This is a genomic window from uncultured Psychromonas sp. (genome assembly GCF_947489755.1).
Classification (GTDB): Bacteria; Pseudomonadota; Gammaproteobacteria; order Enterobacterales; family Psychromonadaceae; genus Psychromonas.
Map to the genome: position 1 here is coordinate 86,200 of NZ_CANLFB010000014.1, position 18,898 is coordinate 105,097.

An 18,898-nucleotide genomic window follows, 5' to 3' on the forward strand; every position below is an offset into this window, starting at 1 on the left:
TAGAGAAGGTTAAGTTAAAAACACCGTTCACTTTTAAAGATTCTCTTCGTGTCCTTCGTGAAGCGCAGCGCTTCGTGGTTGATTAAGTTTTTTAAAGTCAAAAGCTTATTTACCACGAAGGCACGAAGGGTAGAGAAGGTTAAGGTCAAAAGCAGATATTCACTTTAACAGTCTTCTTCATATCCTTCGTGAAGCGTAGCGCTCCGTGGTTGATTAAGTTTTTAAAGTCAAAAGCTTATTTACCACGAAGACACGAAGGGTAGAGAAGTTAAGTCAAAAGCTTAAAAAATTTATTAATGATGGTTTTTCTTCGTGTAGCGAAGCGCTTCGTGGTTGATTAAGGTCTTTAAAGTCAAAAGCCGATTAACCACGAAGGCACAAAGGGTGGAGAAGTTAAGATCAAAACAGATACTCATCTTTAAAGGTTTTCTTTGTGTCCTTCGTGTAGCGAAGCGCTTCGTGGTTGATTAAGGTCTTTAAAATCAAAAGCCGTTTAACCACGAAGGCACGAAGGGCAGAGAAGTTAAGGTCAAAAGCAGAAATTCACTTTTAGAGGTTTTTCTCCGTGTTGCGCTTGGTGGTTTGTTAAGTCTTTTTAAAGCCAAAACTGTACGGTTAAACAGCATGAACAGATTATTTTAGTTAGTTAACTATACTAATTAATATTTGAAGTTGAGGTGGATAATATGGAGTTTGAAGATTTATCTTTTCAAGTTATTGGTTGTGCTATTGAAGTTCATAAAAACTTAGGTCCTGGATTACTAGAATCGAGTTATGAAAAATGCTTAGCTTATGAATTATCCAGTTTAAATATTCCATACAAGCAACAACTTGCCTTACCTATAAGATATAAATCTGTTGAAATTGATTGTGCCTATAGAATTGACCTACTCGTTGCTGATGAAATCATTATTGAACTCAAAAGTGTAAGCCAGTTAACTGCTATCCATGAAGCGCAAATATTAACCTATATGAAATTAGCGAATGTGAAGACAGGTCTATTAATTAATTTTAATACTGTTTTCTTGAAGAATGGTATTAAGCGTTTTAAAACTTAATACCCAACAGCTACTTAACCACGAAGAGCAGAGAGGTTAAGGTCAAAATCTGACACTTATTTTTAAAGGTTTTCTTCGTGTCCTTCGTGAAGCGCAGCGCTTCGTGGTTGTTTAAGGTCTTTAAAGTCAAAAGCCGTTTAACCACGAAGGGTGGAGAAGTTAAGGTCAAAATCAGGTATTCACTTTAAAAGTCTTCTTTGTGCTCATCATGTAGCCCAGTGCTTCGTGGTCGTTTAAGATCTTTAAAGTCAAAAGCCGATTAACCACGAAGGCACGAAGGGTAAAGAAGGTAAGATCAAAAGCAGATATTCACTTTAAAAGTATTCTTTGTGCTCATCATGTAGTGCAACACTTAGTGGTCGTTTAAGATCTTTAAAGTCAAAAGCTTATTTACCACGAAGGCACGAAGGGTGGAGAAGTTAAGGTCAAAAGCAGATATTCACTTTTAAAGGTCTTCTTCGTGTCCTTCGTGTAGCGCAGCGCTTCGTGGTTGCTTGAGATGTTTAAAGTCAAAAGCTTATTTATCAGGAAAGCACAAAGCGTGAAGAAGATTAGGTGTGTGTGATTTTGAGGGCTATTTGCTGTGATTATAGTGGTTCTGAGATTGTTCTGTTACGGGTTAATGGCAAAAAAATAGGCCGAAATACTTGAAGTAAATCGGCCTATTGATTTTAACTTATTGAATTCAAGCCATGAGAGCTATTTATTCGTTATTACCAGTACCTGTCCATTCAATATTGAATTTTACCTTTTCAATGTATTCATTTTCACCAGAATTTGTATAACCGATAATACTATATACAGTGTCTTCAGTTAATTCCTCGAAGATGTCTAGGTCAATATTTGCAGAGCCTTCATCTGAATCTTCATAACAATCAAAATCTGAGTTTATGGTTCCATCATTACTTGTTATTGTAAAGTCACTAAATGATTCTTGTAGTTGATCACAAGTAACACCTTCGTCACCAAGGTTAAAGGTAATGTTAGCGTCAAATATACCGCTATCCTGAGAATTATTATTCTCAAGTAAGCTAACAGAGATTAAGCCTTTTTTCCAATTTAGGGTCTCCTCACTTGGTAAGTAAACTTCAACATCTCTTATTGCTGCGCCATCGTCAGATTTTATATTAATTCTACTTTCAGCAGCAGCTGCCGTTGAAAAGTAGGTATAAAGCCCACCATCTTCGTTTGAATCTGTTGGTTTTGAAAGGACTAAAATAGCATTTTCAATATTGTCATCAGTCGCTTGAACAGTATAAGTTCGGTTCTCTGTTATCGTTTCATTACCTTCTGTAAATGATAAAGAGGCATTAAGTATATTGAGGTTATCACCAATCGTGTAACTTCCTACTTCAGTGCTTGCATTGTTAGGACACGTTGTTAAGTTTGCTGACGTACGCACACTTCTATAGATTATTCCATCTGTAAATTCGAACGTGTCACACCAGACTTGTTGAGCTGGGTTATCATTAAAAGATCCATGCTCAGTGAAGTACCACTTATTACCTTCTAATGTATTGAGGGTTTGTGAAGGGGTTGTTGACTCGGTGATTTCAGGTAATGTGAATGAAACTTCAGTTTTATCATTAACACTATCTTCGGCATAAATGAAGAGAGTACTTGTTTGTGCTTCTTTTGCATTACTTGGTGTGCCGCTAAAAGTGAGTGTGCCATTTTGTTCACTGAAAGATAGACCACTGTTCCCACCTGATGATAGGTTGGTGTTGAATGTATATGTTAATACATCAGATTCGGCATCAGTGAATAGTGCTGAAATATCTAATTCGTAATCAACAGCTTCACCTACGGTTAACACCCAAGTTGATACTTCTGTTTGAAGTAGAGTCGCTATCTCTTCATTAAAAGTTGGTGCGGCATTTTCTGTTTCAACTATAACAGTGAAGTTAATTGGGTAAGAACGTGCTTTACCGTCATAAGCAAACGCTTGATATTCAAATGTGCCTGCTACGGTTGGTGTACCAGAGATGATGCCTGTAGATGGAATGATTGTTAAACCGTTTAATTGTTCACTGCCTTTTAAAACTAATTGGTAGGTCAGCGAATCTTGATCTGCGTCGGAGAAAAGCTCAGTTACATCTATTTCTGTTAATGTATCTTGATACTCTAAAGTTTGCGTTTCGATAGTTCCTGCTACTTCTGGACGAGAATTTACTGCAACTTCTACTTCGCCATTATTCATCGTTACCGTTGGATAGAAGTTAGTTAAACTTCCTTGAACTTCAACAACCTTTTGTACTTCAATAGCTACTTCACTTGTTATTTGTAATTGAGATTCAATCGATAACCCTGCATTCGATAACCCTGCATTATCAACCAAGATTTCACCAATGATATTAAGTGCTTGTGCTTGTTGATCTGAAGTATCTGCCAAGTAATCACCAAAGATAAGTTCTCTAGAAGCGGTTAAACCTGAATCTTGAATTAATTTAATGACGGCATCTTCAGCGTCTGCTTGTGTTAGTGTTCGAGTTGAGTCTGCTTCTAATTGTTGAACGACCATATTAGTCATTGGGTTAGCAACGGTTGAGCCTGCAGGCGCTGAAAGTTCGAAGTCAGTAGAGACGACACCACGAACACTATCAATCGTTTCGCCTGCAATTGCTTTAATAAAAACTGCATGGCCTTGTTGGTCTGCCGGTAATGTAAATTGACCCTTCTCATCACTCTTTTCTGGTAGTACAGTATCGCCACTATCCAGTGTTAAATTATCATTTGTATCAACCCATAATTCAGCATTCGCTAAATAACCATCGATTGCAGTAATAGTAGAGTCAGAACCGCTATCGCTACCACCAGATCCTCCACAAGCTGTTAATGCAAGTGCAATAGATGCTGCTAAACACGTTTTTTTATTAATCATGAACCGTTCCTTCGAGTTTGTTTTTATATGAAAGTGAACTTTATACTTCTTAATGAGCATTTTTGTGGTGAGTTTTATTTTGACTATTTAATTATAAAAAGCAATCTAAACTACTTATAAGTGGGTATTTATTTTTTATTGAGCAATTTTTGTTCGAGATTAATGATGTATTGTTAATAGCGAGTACTGTCGGAGGAAATTATTTGTTAAATATTGTCTGTTAGCATATTAAAAGGTTAAGTGAATTGCTGTTTTCACTTAACCACGACAAAAAATACTGTATAACAGTACTTTCTGCCAATATTGGCTTTTTGCTTATTAGGAGTTGTTGTGGAAGTTACTTTATTGTTGTTACAGCAACTTAGTGTGTATTTAGTGATTACTTATTTATTAAGTAAAACACCACTGTTTATGCCACTTATTTTTATTTCCGGACGTAACTCTCACCGTATCGCTTGTTATTTATTGTTTAGCTCTTTTTGCATTTTAGGCACTTATTTCAGTCTTTCCATTGAAAATGCATTAGCCAATACTCGTGCAATAGGTGCTGTAATGGGCGGGTTACTTGGTGGGCCTTTAGTGGGGTTAGCCGTTGGTTTAACCGGTGGAATACACCGTTATTCAATGGGCGGATTTACTGATGTTGCTTGTATGATTTCAACTACCACTGAAGGGTTGATTGGTGGACTGCTTCACCTTTATTACCTTCGTAAAGGACGCATTGAGCAAATCTTTAGACCGATGATCGCCCTAGGGATTACCTTGTTTGCTGAAATAGTACAAATGTTGATCATCCTTGCTGTCGCTAAACCTTTTGATCAGGCGTGGCTATTAGTGCAATCCATTGCATTACCTATGATTATTGCTAACTCTCTGGGCGCTGCTTTGTTCATGAGTATTATCCAAGATAAAAAAGCTATTTTTGAAAAAAACTATAACGCCTTTTCAACGACGGCTTTACGTATTGCGCAACGTGCTGTAGGAGTATTTAAACATGGTTTTAATGCTAAAAGCTGTCAAAATATTGCTGATATTATTTATCAAGAAACTGCCGTTGGCGCGGTCTCAATTACGGATAAAGAGAAAATATTAGCTTTTGTAGGCGTTGGTGAAGATCATCATTTATGCGGTACAGTCATTTCATCTGCTTACACATTGAAAGCGATTGAACAGGGCGAAATAATGTATGTTGATGGTTATTCAACTAATTATCAATGCTCGTTGAATAATGGTTGTAAACTTGGTTCAGTATTGGTTATTCCTTTATTAGAAGCCGATGGTCGGGTATTTGGAACGGTTAAATTATATGAGCCTAAGCAAAAGCTATTTTCTACGTTGAACCGTAGTTTAGGGGAAGGGTTAGCGAAGCTGATTTCTAATCAAATTTTATTGGGGCGATACATTCAACAGAAGAACCTCATTAATCAATCTGAGATCCGTTTATTGCAAGCACAAGTTAACCCTCACTTTTTATTTAATACACTGAATACGATTAGTGCGGTAACACGTAAAGATCCAAAAAAAGCACGTGAATTAATCCAACATTTATCGCGCTTTTTTAGAAGTAATCTAAAGCAGAATATTGAACATGTTACGGTGAAAGAAGAATTGGAACATGTGCATTCTTACCTTGAGATTGAATTAGCTCGTTTTGCCGACCGTTTAACGGTGAAGGAAGAAATAGATGAACGTTTGCTTTCTCTGAACATTCCCACTTTTACATTACAACCGCTGATAGAGAATGCCATTAAACATGGTACTTCCACATTAATTGGTCAGGGGAAGTTAACGATTAAAGGCTATTTTTTAGAACAAGGTAAAGAAACGTTAGTGGTATTAGAGGTGATTGATAATGCAGGTAATTATCGTGAGCCCAGTAGCAGTAAAGGGTTAGGTTTGCAGATTGTTGATAAACGGATTAAAAATCAATATGGGGATCAATTTGGTTTGGTCATGACCTGTGAAACCAATCAATATTGTAAAGCGACCATTACTTTACCTTTCTATAGTAAACAGGAAGCATAATGTTAAAAGCAATTATTATTGACGATGAGCTATACGCACGTGAAGAACTTAATGAACTGTTAATTGAAAGCCAACAAGTTGAAGTGATTGCACAATGTAGCAATGCCATTGAAGGGTTAAAGGCGATTAACAGTTTAAAGCCTGATGTTATCTTTTTAGATATTCATATGCCGCAAATAACAGGGCTAGAACTGCTGAGTATGTTAGATCCTGTGAACATGCCTAAAGTAGTTTTTGTGACCGCTTATGATGAGTATGCCGTCAAAGCCTTTGAAGATAATGCCTTTGATTATTTGTTAAAGCCAGTCGAAAGCGCGCGTTTACATAAAACATTACAACGTATCAATTTGATTAATGAAGAAAAATTAGAAAAACCTAATTACTCGCCTATTATTAGCCAAAAGTTAGAATTAATTCCGTGTTCTGGCTTTAATCGAATTTTGTTATTAACGCCTGACGAGATTGAAATTGCTATGTCTGAACAAACAGGTGTGCATCTATTAACCGATAATGACAAGTTTACGGCGAGTTTGTCACTGAAAGTATTAGAGGAAAAAACCGATCTAATCCGTTGTCATCGTCAATATTTAATTAACCCAACCTGTATTCGAGAGATCAAGTTATTAGATAACGGTTCTGCTGATATTGTGACGAAATCAAACCATCACGCACCTGTTAGTCGCCGTTATCTGAAAGTGATTAAAGACCGTTTTGGTTTATTGTAAAGTAATCTGTTTTGAAGTTGCTTTGATAAACAGTATTTTTTGAATCTGCTCAACACTGTTTTTAGAAAAATAAAATTGCTAACGCTACTTGTTCAGCCGTCACAAAAACCGCCTAAAACTAATGAAAAGTTAAATAGAAAAGGGCGGTTTTAAAAAGTTATAACCATTTTAACAAACTGTTAAAACCGCTTAACATTAATAACAACCGTTTAAATGTGTATTTGACCACTCACGTAATCACTCACTGCTATTTTGATTTGAAAGATTATAGTGCCACCATCAAATTTACTCATTTAAAAGGACTTCGCCATGCTTTGGTTTCTATTTTGTTTAGCATTGTTACTCGGTGGTTATTATATTTACGGCTCATTTGTTGAGAAAGTGTTTGGCATTAAGAAGCAACGTCAAACGCCCGCTTATGAAAAAGGAGATGGCGTCGATTACGTTGCCATGTCGACCCCTAAAGTTTACCTCGTACAATTACTCAATATTGCTGGTGTTGGTCCAATCTTTGGTCCTATTATGGGAGCCCTATATGGTCCTGCTGCTATGTTATGGATTGTATTCGGTTGTATCTTTGCTGGTGGCGTACACGATTATTTCTCTGGCATGTTATCAGTACGAAACGGCGGCGCATCTGTGCCTGCTATTACCGGTAAATATCTAGGTAATAACGCCAAGCATTTCATGAATATCTTCGCGTTAGTCTTATTGCTATTAGTTGGCGTTGTATTTGTATCTGCTCCAGCGGGTATGATTACTAACCTAGTTAACGAACAAACAGATATGAACGTATCGTTAATGTCGATGGTTGCTATTATCTTCGCTTATTATGTTGTCGCGACGATTGTACCAGTTGATAAAATTATTGGTCGTTTCTATCCATTCTTTGGTGCGTTATTAATCTTTATGTCTGTTGGTTTAATTGCAGCAGTGGTTGTGTCTAGTGAGCATACGCTATTAGGTGATTACGAATTAAGTCAAATGTTCGTTAATATGAACCCAAATGATCTACCATTATGGCCTGCACTATTTATTACGATTGCATGTGGTGCTATCTCTGGTTTCCATGCAACACAATCTCCTCTAATGGCGCGTTGTATTGAAAATGAAGGTAATGGTCGTTTTGTGTTTTACGGCGCAATGATTGGTGAAGGTGCGATTGCACTTATCTGGTGTGCATTAGCGTTATCATTCTTTGGTTCGGTTGAAGCGTTATCTGAAGTCGTTGCAACGGGTGGACCTGGCGCAGTGGTATATGATGCATCATTTGGTTTGTTAGGTGTGTTCGGTGGTATTTTAGCTTTCTTAGGGGTGGTTATTCTTCCTATCACATCTGGCGATACTGCTTTCCGTTCAAGCCGTTTGATTCTTGCTGAATACTTTAATATGAATCAAAAAACAATGCGTAACCGTTTATTGATGGCGCTACCATTATTCATTCTAGGCGGGATTTTAACGCAGGTTGATTTCGGCATTATCTGGCGCTACTTTGGTTTTGCTAACCAAACGACTGCGGTAATGATGTTATGGACAGCAACTGCTTACTTAGCACGTCATAATAAATTCCATTGGATTGCGACAGTGCCAGCGATGTTTATGACGGCTGTTGTTATTACGTTTATTCTAAATAATTCATCATTAGGGTTTGGTCTAGCGATGCAAACGTCAACGATTATCGGTATTTTAGCAACAGTAGCGATTACGGTTTATGTATTAACTAAATCTAAACGTGACCTATTTGTAAATGAACATGGTAAAGCCATTGATGATGATGGTGTTGAAGTTGTAGCACAAGAGAGTTAATACTACTGTCTTATTTATGTGCTAAGCCTGTCTTTTAGACGGGCTTTTTTGTGCCTGAAAATTGTGGTCGGCTGTGTTTTTTAAATTAAAAGCAGACAATCACTTTTAAAGGTTTTCTTCGTGTCCTTCGTGAAGCACAGCGTTTTGTAGTTGCTTAAGATCTTTAAAGTCAAAGCTAATTAACCACGAAGGCACAAAAGGTGAAGAAGTTAAGGTCAAAATCACAAGTATTCACTTTTAAAGGTTTTCTTTGTGCTCTTGATGTAGCGCAGCGCTTCGTGATTGCTTAAGATCTTTAAAATCAAAAGCAGTTTAACCACGAAGGCACGAAGGGTGGAGAAGTTAAGGTCAAAACAAATACTCATCTTTAAAGGTTTTCTTTGTGCTCTTGATGTAGCACAGCGTTTTGTAGTTACCTGTGTTTTTAAAGTCAAAAGCATATTAACCACGAAGGATTGAGAAGTTAAGGTCAAAATCACAAGTATTCACTTTTAAAGGTTTTCTTTGTGCTCTTAGTGTAATGCAGCGCTTCATGGTTGATTAAGTTCTTTAAAACCAAAAACAGTTTAACCACGAAGGCACGAAGGCACGAAGGGTAGAGAAGTTAAGGTCAAAAGCAGACATTCACTTTTAAAGGTTTTCTTTGTGCTCTTGATGTAGCGCAGCGCTTCGTGGTCGTTTAAGATCTTTAAAGTCAAAAGCCGTTTAACCACTAAGGGTGGATTTTGACTTTGGGGCGCATGCTTTAGCCTGCTTGTGTTTTTTAAATAAAAAACAGAAACTCATTTTTAAATATTATCTTCATTCAGCCCAGCGCTTCGTGGTTGCTTAAGATCTTTAAAATCAAAAGTCGTTTAACCACGAAGGCACGAAGGGTGGAGAAGTTAAAGTCAAAATCACAGGCATTCACTTTTAAAGGATTTTCTTCGTGTCCTTCGTGAAGCGCAGCGCTTCGTGGTCGTTTAAGATCTTTAAAGTCAAAAGCCGTTTAACCACTAAGGGTGGATTTTGACTTTGGGGCGCATGCTTTAGCCTGCTTGTGTTTTTTAAATAAAAAACAGAAACTCATTTTTAAATATTATCTTCATTCAGCCCAGCGCTTCGTGGTTGCTTAAGATCTTTAAAATCAAAAGCAGTTTAACCACCAAGGCACGAAGGTTGGAGAAGTTAAGGTCAAAATCACAGGCATTCACTTTTAAAGGTTTTCTTCGTGTCCTTCGTGAAGCGCAGCGCTTCGTGGTCGTTTAAGATCTTTAAAGTCAAAAGCCGTTTAACCACTAAGGGTGGATTTTGACTTTGGGGCGCATGCTTTAGCCTGCTTGTGTTTTTTAAATATAAAACAGAAACTCATTTTTAAATATTATCTTCATTCAGCCCAGCGCTTCGTGGTTGCTTAAGATCTTTAAAATTAAAAGCCGTTTAACCACGAAGGCACGAAGGGTAGAGAAGTTAAGGTCAAAAGCAGATATTCACTTTTAAAGGATTTTCTTCGTGTCCTTCGTGAAGCGCAGCGCTTCGTGGTGATTTATGTTTTTAAAATCAAAGGCCGATTAAGCATGAGGGCATGAGAAGGTTAAATCAAAAACATTATTTTAATCATGTCGTTTTTCTTTGTATAGGATCGAGTGGTTACTTAAATTTTTTCCAACAAAAAAGGCTAAGCTGTTTGCACAGGTTAGCCTTTTTTATATTGCTGCTTCTATGAAAAGAAGCAACAGGAATCAGTATTATTCTTCGTCGTAATCGAAGTCATCATCTTCATCGCTTTCAGCTGCTTCTAACGCTAGTGCGCGAGACTCTGCTCTTTTAGCTAAAAAGGCTGCATTTGATGCTTCTTTTGCTGCTGCTGCTTTTTCAGCTAATGCGTTACGTTCAGTACGGCGTTCTGATTTACGTGCATTTGCTTGTTTTTGTTTCTCTAAAAATCCTGCTAATTCAGCTGTAGCCCATTCAATGGCTAACGCTTCAGTGGCAAAACCATCTTGTTTTTTTGAAACACTGCTTCTACGAGCACTAACACGACGGGTGATTTCTGCACTCCAGGTATTAGCGTCCTGTTTGATTTGGTAATCGAACTTTTTTTGTTGAGTCATGAGCTATTCCTAGTTTAGACGTTGTTTATTTTAGGCGCGCGATAGTAACACAGATTAACTGGTTTATTGATAGCTTTATTTGTTGTTGATTTTAGCCCATTCAAATCCATCATTACTTTTAATAACAGAAGGTTTTTTAGGCTTTTTCTCAATGGGTGCTGTTTGCGTATTATCCTGTGTTGCCAATATGCTGCGTATTAGCTTGGTTGTTTCAGGATGTTTACTACAAAAAGTCTTTAAATATAAAATCTCAACACGGCTTCTTGCCCAAGGTGTTTGACGTAAAAATTTCAAACACGATTTTTGTGTTGGATTATTTAGAAAGCATTTAATACCTAACTTATCACCCATCTCTTTCCATGAGTGTTTCGTTTGAAGTTCGGTTAGTATTTGTGCCAGTTTGATGCCGTATAAAGGGTCATTTGTTTGCATGTTTATGTGTCTTATTTAGAGCGTGTTAGTTCGTGTCGTTATAAATGCGGTTACTAATGCATTATTTACAGTGCAAGCTTACAGCAACCTAAAATTAATGCTTACTTAAATGGAACTATGATGACATTTTCATCGTTTTAATGCGCTATTTTAAACTGAATGTGTTCACTTATGGTGATTGAAAACATATCATGTACTTGAAACTGATACATAGAGGTAGTGATGGCTTATATTCCAACTAATTATAAAAGTTTAGAACACGATTATCGTGATAAAGCATTAAAGTTGTTTCCCTGGGTTTGTGGGAAATGTACTCGTGAGTTTGTTTATTCAAACCTCAAAGAGCTAACGGTACATCACATGGATCATGACCATAGTAATAATCCTTCTGATGGCAGTAACTGGGAATTATTATGTATTTATTGCCATGACCATGAGCATGACAAATATACGCAAGCCGATTTGTACGGTAGCCATGTTGAAGCGGGAGATGAGAACGTAGCGACTGCGACTTATAACCCATTTGCAGATCTACTGTCTAAAATGAATAAATAGTTCATTATTTCAATCAACTCATTTTAATCAATGCTTGAATTCAATCAACACTGTCATCGTAAAAGCAACATACAATCTATCGCTACGTTGCTTTTAACTTCACACTAGAAAATAGTAAAATTCGTATTACTTCACTCCAATAAAATCAAAATAGTCATATAATATGGCTATTTTAAATTTCCTTAAATTTCCTTAAATTTCCTTAAATTCTTAAATACTCCTTAATATTTTTTTGTTTGAATTTTAAACACTTTTAATTTCTTCATTAATTTGAATGTGAACAATTAGTTATTTGCATCTAAAATTTAGAATTAATCCTTTATGAAAATAATTTAATTATTTACTTTTTTTTTCGCAGTGCTAGGTTAACGCACGAAACAGGGCAGTCGATAGAAGTTGTATTTATCTCACAAAGTTTATTTAATTTAAGGAAAAGTTTTATGCAAGAAATTGTTGATTTTTTGAACGGCATTATATGGAGCCCAGCACTGATTTATTTATGTTTAGCTGCTGGTTTATTTTACTCAATTCAAACAAAATTTGTACAGGTACGTTTATTCAAAGAAATGTACACATTATTATTATCTGGCAAAACCTCTAAACACGGTATCTCATCATTTCAGGCGCTATCTGTTTCATTATCTGGCCGTGTAGGAACGGGTAATATTGCCGGCGTTGCTGCTGCGATTGGCTTCGGTGGACCTGGTGCTGTATTTTGGATGTGGGTTGTTGCCTTTTTAGGTGCGGCAACGGCTTATATTGAATCAACATTAGCGCAAATATACAAAGAAGTAGACCAAGGACAATATCGTGGTGGTCCCGCTTATTACCTTGAAAAAGTTACTGGTCAACGCTGGTATGCAGTCATTTTTGCTATCGCGACTATTGGTGCTTGTGGTCTTTTATTACCAGGTATTCAATCTAACAGTATTGGTAACGGTATCGAATTAGCGTTTGGGACAGGGTCTTTAATTGAAACGGGTATTGGTGTTGTGAGTGAAGCCAAAATCATGACCGCTATGTTGATTGTTGTCATGCTTGGTTTTATTATTTTTGGTGGTGTTAAACGTATCGCAAACTTTACGCAAGTTGTTGTGCCGTTTATGGCGCTTGCTTATGTACTCGTTGTATTTGTGATTATTGCATTAAATATTTCAGAACTGCCTTCTGTCTTTATGATGATTGTTGGTGATGCATTTAGCCCAATGGCGGGTATCGGTGCTGCAATTGGTTGGGGTGTTAAACGTGGTGTTTACTCTAATGAAGCAGGTCAAGGTACAGGCCCTCACGCTGCTGCTGCCGCTGAAGTTGAACACCCTGCACAACAAGGTTTAGTGCAAGCGTTCTCTGTATACATTGATACATTATTAGTTTGTTCTGCGACTGCTTTTGTTATTTTAATTACAGGTGCTTACAACGTACATGGATTAGGTGACACTTTCTTAGTGCAAAATGTGGCAGCTGAAATGGCGGCCAATGGTCCCGCATTTACGCAATTAGCCGTTGAGAGGGTCTTACCGGGTATCGGTAAACCATTCATTGCATTGGCATTGTTCTTCTTCTCTTTCACGACCATTTTAGCGTATTACTATATTGCTGAAACAAATGTCGCTTATTTACGTCGTACGTTAAAACTACCTGATTTTACGTTCATTCTAAAAGTTGTGCTTATTGCAGCTGCTTTTTATGGAACGATTAAAACAGCTAATTTAGCATGGGGCTTAGGTGATGTTGGCGTTGGGCTAATGGCTTGGTTGAATATTGTTGGTTTATTACTTATTTTCTTTATGGGTAAACCTGCCATCAAAGCGTTAAAAGATTACGAACTACAACGTAAATCACAACCAGAAGAGTACACATTTGATCCGCTTAAACTAGGTATCAAAGATGCTAAATTCTGGGAAGATAAAATAGAAAGCAATAATAAAGATAAATAGTTTCCTATTAGTTAGCTTTGGATTGTAATAATAATGACATAAACTTAATTAAGTTAACGGTAATAGAAAGCATCAATAAAAACGTCATTTAGTTTCATCGCTAAATGGCGTTTTTTATTTTATAGCGACTGTAATAAAGAGTATATTGGTCCGCATATATGAAAGTGGTGGGTCAATAACCACGTAAACTAAAAAATAGGATATAAATAATGGATAACACACAACAAGTTGAACTAGAAGCCGCAGCATTTCGTCGTTTGTTAAAACATTTAGACAGCCGTAAAGATGTACAAAATATCGAGTTGATGAATACCGCTAACTTTTGCCGTAATTGTTTATCAAAATGGATGTTAGCAGCAGCGAAAGAACGTGATATCGAAATGACTGATGACCAAGCGCGTGAACATATCTATGGTATGCCGTATAGCGAATGGAAAGCTAATCACCAATTGCCAGCAACCCCTGAGCAGATGGCTAAGTTTGAAGCGTTAAACCCTAAAAAGTAATTTACTAGTCATGGTTGGTTTAGTGAATACTTTAAAGTCAAAAGCTAATTAATCACGAAGGTATGAAGGGTAGATAAGTTAAGGTCAAAAGCTGGCATTCACTTTTAAAGGTTTTCTTCGTGTCCTTCGTGTAGCGCAGCGCTTCGTGGTTGCATGAGTTTTAAAGTAAAGTTGATTAACCACGAAGGGTGGAGAAATTAAGGTCAAAAGCTTTATTTAAGGTTTGTATTGGTTTTCCTTCGTGCTCTTCGTGTAGCGCTTCGTGGTTGATTGAGTTTTTAAAGTCAAATACAAAACATGTTTTTGATGGTGTGCCGATAGGCTAGTGTCACGAGCGGAAGAGTTCTGCGATTCCTTTTTAAAAGTTTAGTAAAATCAATACAATTAAGCGATACATCTTTTAAGGGGCGCTGGCTTTAGCCTGCTTTTTTAATTTTGATTGTGTTGTTAATTATTAAATAATGGCTGCTCGTTCGCTTTACTCATTGCGTACAATCGTTGTATGCGATGGCTCGCATACTGGCAGGCTGAAGCCAGCGCCCCTTAAATTAGACTCTGTCTAATAACTACCGCTTGCTTTGATTGTGTTATTCGCTTTACTCATTGCGTACAATCGTTGTATGCGATGGCCCGCATACTGGCAGGCTGAAGCCAGCGCCCCTTAAATCAGACTCCGTCTAATAACTACCGCTTGCTTTGATTGTGTTGTTCGTTCGCTTTGATTATTGAATCCAATCGTTGTATCCGGTGGCTCGCATACTGGCAGGCTGAAGCCAGCGCCCCTTAAAATTAGACTCCGTCTGATAGCTACAACGACTCGCTCTTTGGTGGGTTTACTATTAATGAGTCGTTTGTTTATTCTTTATCTAATATCAACTGCCATAACGCTTCATAATTCAGCATGTTGAGATGCTTTCTCGTTTCATTATGTTTAAGCTTATCTTGCCTGTTGTTATAAGGGCCCGTTGCACATAACTGGCAGTACTCTTCACTCTGATATAACGCGTCACTTAATTGTGCTTTGATTTCATGCTGTTTAATATCACTCCATACATAAGTGATACCTTTGGTGTCTTTAACATGCTTATCGCGGTCTACATTACGCACCTTATAACCAGGGAACGCGTTAATATTAAAATCATGCCAACCTAAGTAGTTAATGTCTGTATTTCTGTGCAACGCATTTTCAATATTCCACTCTTTATAAGGCTTTACATCTTTAGAGGTGATGTAACATAAACGAGCGCCATTAGGATCTAAAAAATGCTTAAAAGAATGGATTAAAAAGTAACGTAATAATTGACGGTTTAACGTATTGATATGCACTTCTTTACACTTCTCCTGAAACTCTGCCTGTGATTTAAAAGCAGGAATAAGGGGAAATTGAAAAATAACCACATCGAAGCTGTGCTTTTCTAATTGTGACCAAGAATCTGGATCTGTCACATCAAATTCACACAAAACAGGGCAGTTTTGTTGTAATAAAGTTTGATAGTCATTATGAGCATATTTAGCCAATAAAACATCGCTAGTATCAAGTACTGTTGCTGTTAACTTCGCTGGCTGGTGGTGAGTTAATAGTGATGCTGAAAATGATAAATCCCCATCCCCTACAGTTAATACTCGCCATTCTTTTTTAATGATCATCTTTTATCCTGTTCAAAAAGCTATACTAAAAATCGCGCGGAGTATAACAAATAGAAGGTTGAATGTTTTCTTTAATTTTCCTTTCACTTTTCTTTCATTTTTACTAAGTAAAAAGTCATTTTTGATTGTCGAACCCAATTAGAATAAGAGCTTAAATTGGTCAATAATATTTTCAAATAAGTATTTAAAAGAGGTTAAATCATGAAATTAGTTACGACGAGTATTGTTGCAGGCATTGTTGCCAGTATTTTGAGTATCATTACGTTACTGGTTTTAACCTTGGATACTGACAGTAAAATAGACAATAATAAATTGGAACAACAAGTTATAGGTCAGATGGTTCAACATTTAGATGTCGCAATAAACTCCCCAACAGATAAAAATGCATTACAAACTATCGTTAAATTCGGTACAGATAGCCGATATTATTTAATGATAAGAGGGTGGTTAGTACAAAAGTTGAATGGTATTGAAAGTCGTTTACAAGCTCAACAATCACAAGCTAAAAAAGCAGCGTTATCCGCAGAAGTAGATGCGTTAAAAGAAGCCATTAGAGCAATTGATTTAGAGTAGTTGATTGTTAGTCAGATTAGAGAATAGTTGTCATTTTTATAACGGCTAACTGAATGCCTGACTATATCGACGGTAGCTTTTACTGGTATTAAAGATATTAAAGATATTAAAGATATTAAAGATATTAAAGATATTAAAGATATTAAAGATATTAAAGATAGAATTTGTTGGGCATTAAAAATAAGAGCTTAGTGCTGCTCTAAACTCTTATTCTCAAGATACTTTTTATTTAAAGACTCGCTTTGTATATCGCTTAACTATTAGTACAAATTAGCTATCTGTACAGGTTAACAGGGTATCAAATGCATCGTTACCACGTAGGTTCTCGAAGTCATCTTCATCTGCGGCTAATTCTCTTAGCGAAGAACGGCCTTCAATGGCTTTTTCTAAGTCACTGATCGCTTGGTCTTCGACACCTAAACAAGCGTATGCACAGGCACGTTGGTAGAATGCATCTTGGTTAGTGTCATCCATGTCTAGTACACGATTACAAATACTGAGTGCCCAGTGGAACTCTTTCATTTCCATTGCGGCATCTGCTTTCGAAGTTAATGCTTCTAAGTCGCCAGGACGAATTTTTAGAATTGCATCGTAAGCTGACATTTTTTGCTCTGGAGTTTGGCCTTTTTGAGCACGCAACCACAGGTTATGAATTTCATTGATTTTTTCAATTTCAATATGGTTATCGGCAATACGTAATGTTTTACGGCGTAAATCTTTTTCTAATACTTGGAATTTCTCTTCATAAGATTGAGCGATCATTTTAATTTGTGAGTTAGCTTTCTTGGTGGTGTTAACTCGAATTTCATGAAGTGATTTCCAACCAAATAAAGCGACTAATGAGGCAACACCGGCAATCACATAGAAGAAAAAGTTAACGGTTTGTTCTGCATAACTTAGTGATTTTTCAGCAACGTCTAATTCTCTATCAGTAATTTCAATGGTTAATCGTCGCTCTAAATCTTGCAAATCATGACGGGTCGCTTTTAATTCATCAAGAATATAGCGTTCAATTAACGGTTTTTCTGCAAAACTCGCCGTTTCAACGTTGTTTGTTTTTTTGTTTACTGCTGCCTGAGTCTGCTCTTGCACGGAAGCCGCAACTGATTCTTCTGTTGTTTCAACATCTGCCCAAGTGATAGATGAAAGAAGGCTGAATAAGACGAAAATAATTGCTTTGATGAGCATAAGGTTGTGTTCCTGTGGCGCGCTGAGTAAATAGGAAAGTATGAACGATAGCGATATTATTACAACCGTAAAGCTAATATTTATACTTGATATTAATATTAATTACGGGTTGAATGGTCAACCTATTCTATTACTGAGAAGTACCTATGCAAGAGCCTGAAAATAATCAAGAAAAATGGTTATCTGGTTTCATGAAAGAAACCTTTAGAGAACAGAAAAAAACACGTCGTTGGGGCATCGTCTTTAAATTATTAACTTTTACCTACTTATTCGTCGCTTTATTTTTATTCATGAATACAGGATTGCTTGATCAAGAATCATCAACCCAGGAAGAACATACCGCGATGGTTGTGGTTAATGGGGTGATTGCGGCAGATGAAGAAGCGAATGCCAATAGCATTGTGAGTTCGTTAAGAGCAGCTTTTAAGGATGAACATTCAAAAGCTGTGATGATGGTGATTAACAGTCCAGGCGGTAGTCCAGTCCAAGCCGGTTATGTTAATGATGAAATTAAACGTTTACGTGGTATTTACCCTGATAAGAAACTGTATGCCGTGATTGCAGAGTTAGGCGCGTCAGGCGGTTATTACATGGCGGTTGCTGCAGACGAGATTTATGCTGATAAATCGAGTTTAGTCGGCTCAATTGGCGTGACAGCATCTGGCTTTGGTTTTGTTGATTTAATGGAGAAGGTCGGGGTTGAGCGTCGTCATTACACATCAGGTGAACACAAAGCTTTCTTAGACCCATTCTCTCCTGCTAAAACAGAGGAATCTGAGTTCTGGCAAAGTGTATTAGACAGTACGCATAAACAGTTTATTAAAGTAGTCGAAGAAGGGCGTGGCGATCGTTTGTCGAAAGATAATAAAGATCTTTATTCCGGTTTGATCTGGAATGGTGAACAAGCTTTAGAACTTGGTTTGATTGATGGTCTAGGTAGCCCTGGTTTCGTAGCAAGAGACGTTATTCAAGCTGAAGAGATTGTTGATTATTCAATTAAACCATCGCCATTAGAAAGCTTTACGGAAAGCCTAGGTTTATCAATTGGTGAAGGTGTTGCAACTTTATTGAATCGCTCAGATACAGCAATGCAACTGAGGTAATCAGCTCACTGTTTTTCAGATCTCTAGTTAAAATAATTGCGCCTCTGTTATCAGAGGCGCTTTTGTTTGTGTAGATTAAACAAAGATGAATGACATAAGTTTTTCTGAAAATAGTTCATGTTAGTCAATTACGAAGCATTTTTTGAACTGCCAGTGTTGATTAAATTGGCAGACAGATGAGTGTCACGAGCGGAATCGCCCTGCAATTCCTTTTTCAGGCCGTTTCGTGTGATCACTTTAATTAAACGAGACATTTTTAAGGGGCGCTGGCTTTAGCCTGCTTGTTTTGACTTTGACTTTGACTGAGATGTTTGATGTTGTGAATCGATTTTATTCGCTTCACTCATTATGGCTAATAGTAGTATGCGA

The 18,898-nt window shown here is 37.1% G+C and carries 14 protein-coding genes; 9 read left to right on the forward strand and 5 right to left on the reverse strand.

Going from position 1 to position 18,898, the window contains the following annotated elements; genetic code table 11:
- Window positions 1-686 precede the first annotated feature (686 nt).
- Window positions 687-1,058, forward strand: coding sequence for a GxxExxY protein (locus tag Q0794_RS09800; protein WP_298941536.1), 372 nt, complete (start codon window positions 687-689; stop codon window positions 1,056-1,058).
- A 703-nt stretch (window positions 1,059-1,761) separates the two neighbouring features.
- Here Q0794_RS09800 and Q0794_RS09805 read toward each other — a convergent pair.
- The gene (locus tag Q0794_RS09805; protein ID WP_298941537.1) at window positions 1,762-3,939 is read right to left on the reverse strand and encodes a putative Ig domain-containing protein; all 2,178 of its coding nucleotides are present in this window, start codon (window positions 3,937-3,939) and stop codon (window positions 1,762-1,764) included.
- 330 nt (window positions 3,940-4,269) lie between these two features.
- On the opposite strand from Q0794_RS09805, the gene Q0794_RS09810 reads away from it, so the two are divergent.
- The 3 genes from Q0794_RS09810 (at window position 4,270) to Q0794_RS09820 (ending at window position 8,495) form a co-directional block, all read left to right on the forward strand.
- Window positions 4,270-5,964 carry a sensor histidine kinase gene (locus tag Q0794_RS09810; RefSeq protein WP_298941538.1) on the forward strand — a complete coding sequence of 565 codons (1,695 nt, stop codon included), beginning with the start codon at window positions 4,270-4,272 and terminating at the stop codon, window positions 5,962-5,964.
- Window positions 5,964-6,689: a two-component system response regulator BtsR gene (gene btsR / locus Q0794_RS09815; RefSeq protein WP_298941539.1), complete on the forward strand. Its 726-nt coding sequence runs from the start codon at window positions 5,964-5,966 to the stop codon at window positions 6,687-6,689. Before Q0794_RS09810 ends, btsR begins: the two co-directional genes overlap by 1 nt.
- 309 nt (window positions 6,690-6,998) lie before the next feature.
- Entirely contained in the window at window positions 6,999-8,495 is a 1,497-nt protein-coding gene (locus Q0794_RS09820) for a carbon starvation protein A (protein ID WP_298941540.1), read from the forward strand.
- A 1,727-nt stretch (window positions 8,496-10,222) separates the two neighbouring features.
- On the opposite strand, the gene Q0794_RS09825 is transcribed toward Q0794_RS09820, so the two are convergent.
- Both Q0794_RS09825 and Q0794_RS09830 read right to left on the reverse strand, forming a co-directional pair.
- Entirely contained in the window at window positions 10,223-10,588 is a 366-nt protein-coding gene (locus Q0794_RS09825) for a DUF3622 domain-containing protein (RefSeq protein ID WP_298941541.1), read from the reverse strand.
- Window positions 10,589-10,663: 75 nt separating this feature from the next.
- Complete coding sequence (locus tag Q0794_RS09830) at window positions 10,664-11,020, reverse strand: VF530 family protein (RefSeq protein ID WP_298941542.1); 357 nt, start codon at window positions 11,018-11,020, stop codon at window positions 10,664-10,666.
- 222 nt (window positions 11,021-11,242) lie between these two features.
- On the opposite strand from Q0794_RS09830, the gene Q0794_RS09835 reads away from it, so the two are divergent.
- The 3 genes from Q0794_RS09835 (at window position 11,243) to Q0794_RS09845 (ending at window position 14,018) form a co-directional block, all read left to right on the forward strand.
- Window positions 11,243-11,575 carry a YajD family HNH nuclease gene (locus tag Q0794_RS09835; RefSeq protein ID WP_298941543.1) on the forward strand — a complete coding sequence of 111 codons (333 nt, stop codon included), beginning with the start codon at window positions 11,243-11,245 and terminating at the stop codon, window positions 11,573-11,575.
- Between the two features lie 440 nt (window positions 11,576-12,015).
- Complete coding sequence (locus tag Q0794_RS09840) at window positions 12,016-13,512, forward strand: alanine/glycine:cation symporter family protein (protein ID WP_298941544.1); 1,497 nt, start codon at window positions 12,016-12,018, stop codon at window positions 13,510-13,512.
- A 209-nt stretch (window positions 13,513-13,721) separates the two neighbouring features.
- Window positions 13,722-14,018, forward strand: coding sequence for a DUF1244 domain-containing protein (locus Q0794_RS09845; protein WP_298941545.1), 297 nt, complete (start codon window positions 13,722-13,724; stop codon window positions 14,016-14,018).
- An 855-nt stretch (window positions 14,019-14,873) separates the two neighbouring features.
- Here the strand turns inward: Q0794_RS09845 and Q0794_RS09850 are convergent.
- Complete coding sequence (locus tag Q0794_RS09850) at window positions 14,874-15,665, reverse strand: class I SAM-dependent methyltransferase (protein ID WP_298941546.1); 792 nt, start codon at window positions 15,663-15,665, stop codon at window positions 14,874-14,876.
- 201 nt (window positions 15,666-15,866) lie between these two features.
- On the opposite strand from Q0794_RS09850, the gene Q0794_RS09855 reads away from it, so the two are divergent.
- Window positions 15,867-16,238, forward strand: coding sequence for a hypothetical protein (locus Q0794_RS09855; protein ID WP_298941547.1), 372 nt, complete (start codon window positions 15,867-15,869; stop codon window positions 16,236-16,238).
- Window positions 16,239-16,508: 270 nt separating this feature from the next.
- Here Q0794_RS09855 and Q0794_RS09860 read toward each other — a convergent pair whose 3' ends face one another.
- A complete protein-coding gene (locus Q0794_RS09860) occupies window positions 16,509-17,426 on the reverse strand; it encodes a hypothetical protein (protein WP_298941548.1) in 918 nt (305 codons plus the stop codon).
- A 146-nt stretch (window positions 17,427-17,572) separates the two neighbouring features.
- Here Q0794_RS09860 and Q0794_RS09865 point away from each other — a divergent pair, with 146 nt between their 5' ends.
- Window positions 17,573-18,529 (forward strand): S49 family peptidase, encoded by a 957-nt coding sequence (locus tag Q0794_RS09865; protein ID WP_298941549.1) that lies wholly within the window; start codon window positions 17,573-17,575, stop codon window positions 18,527-18,529.
- Window positions 18,530-18,898: the final 369 nt, after the last annotated feature.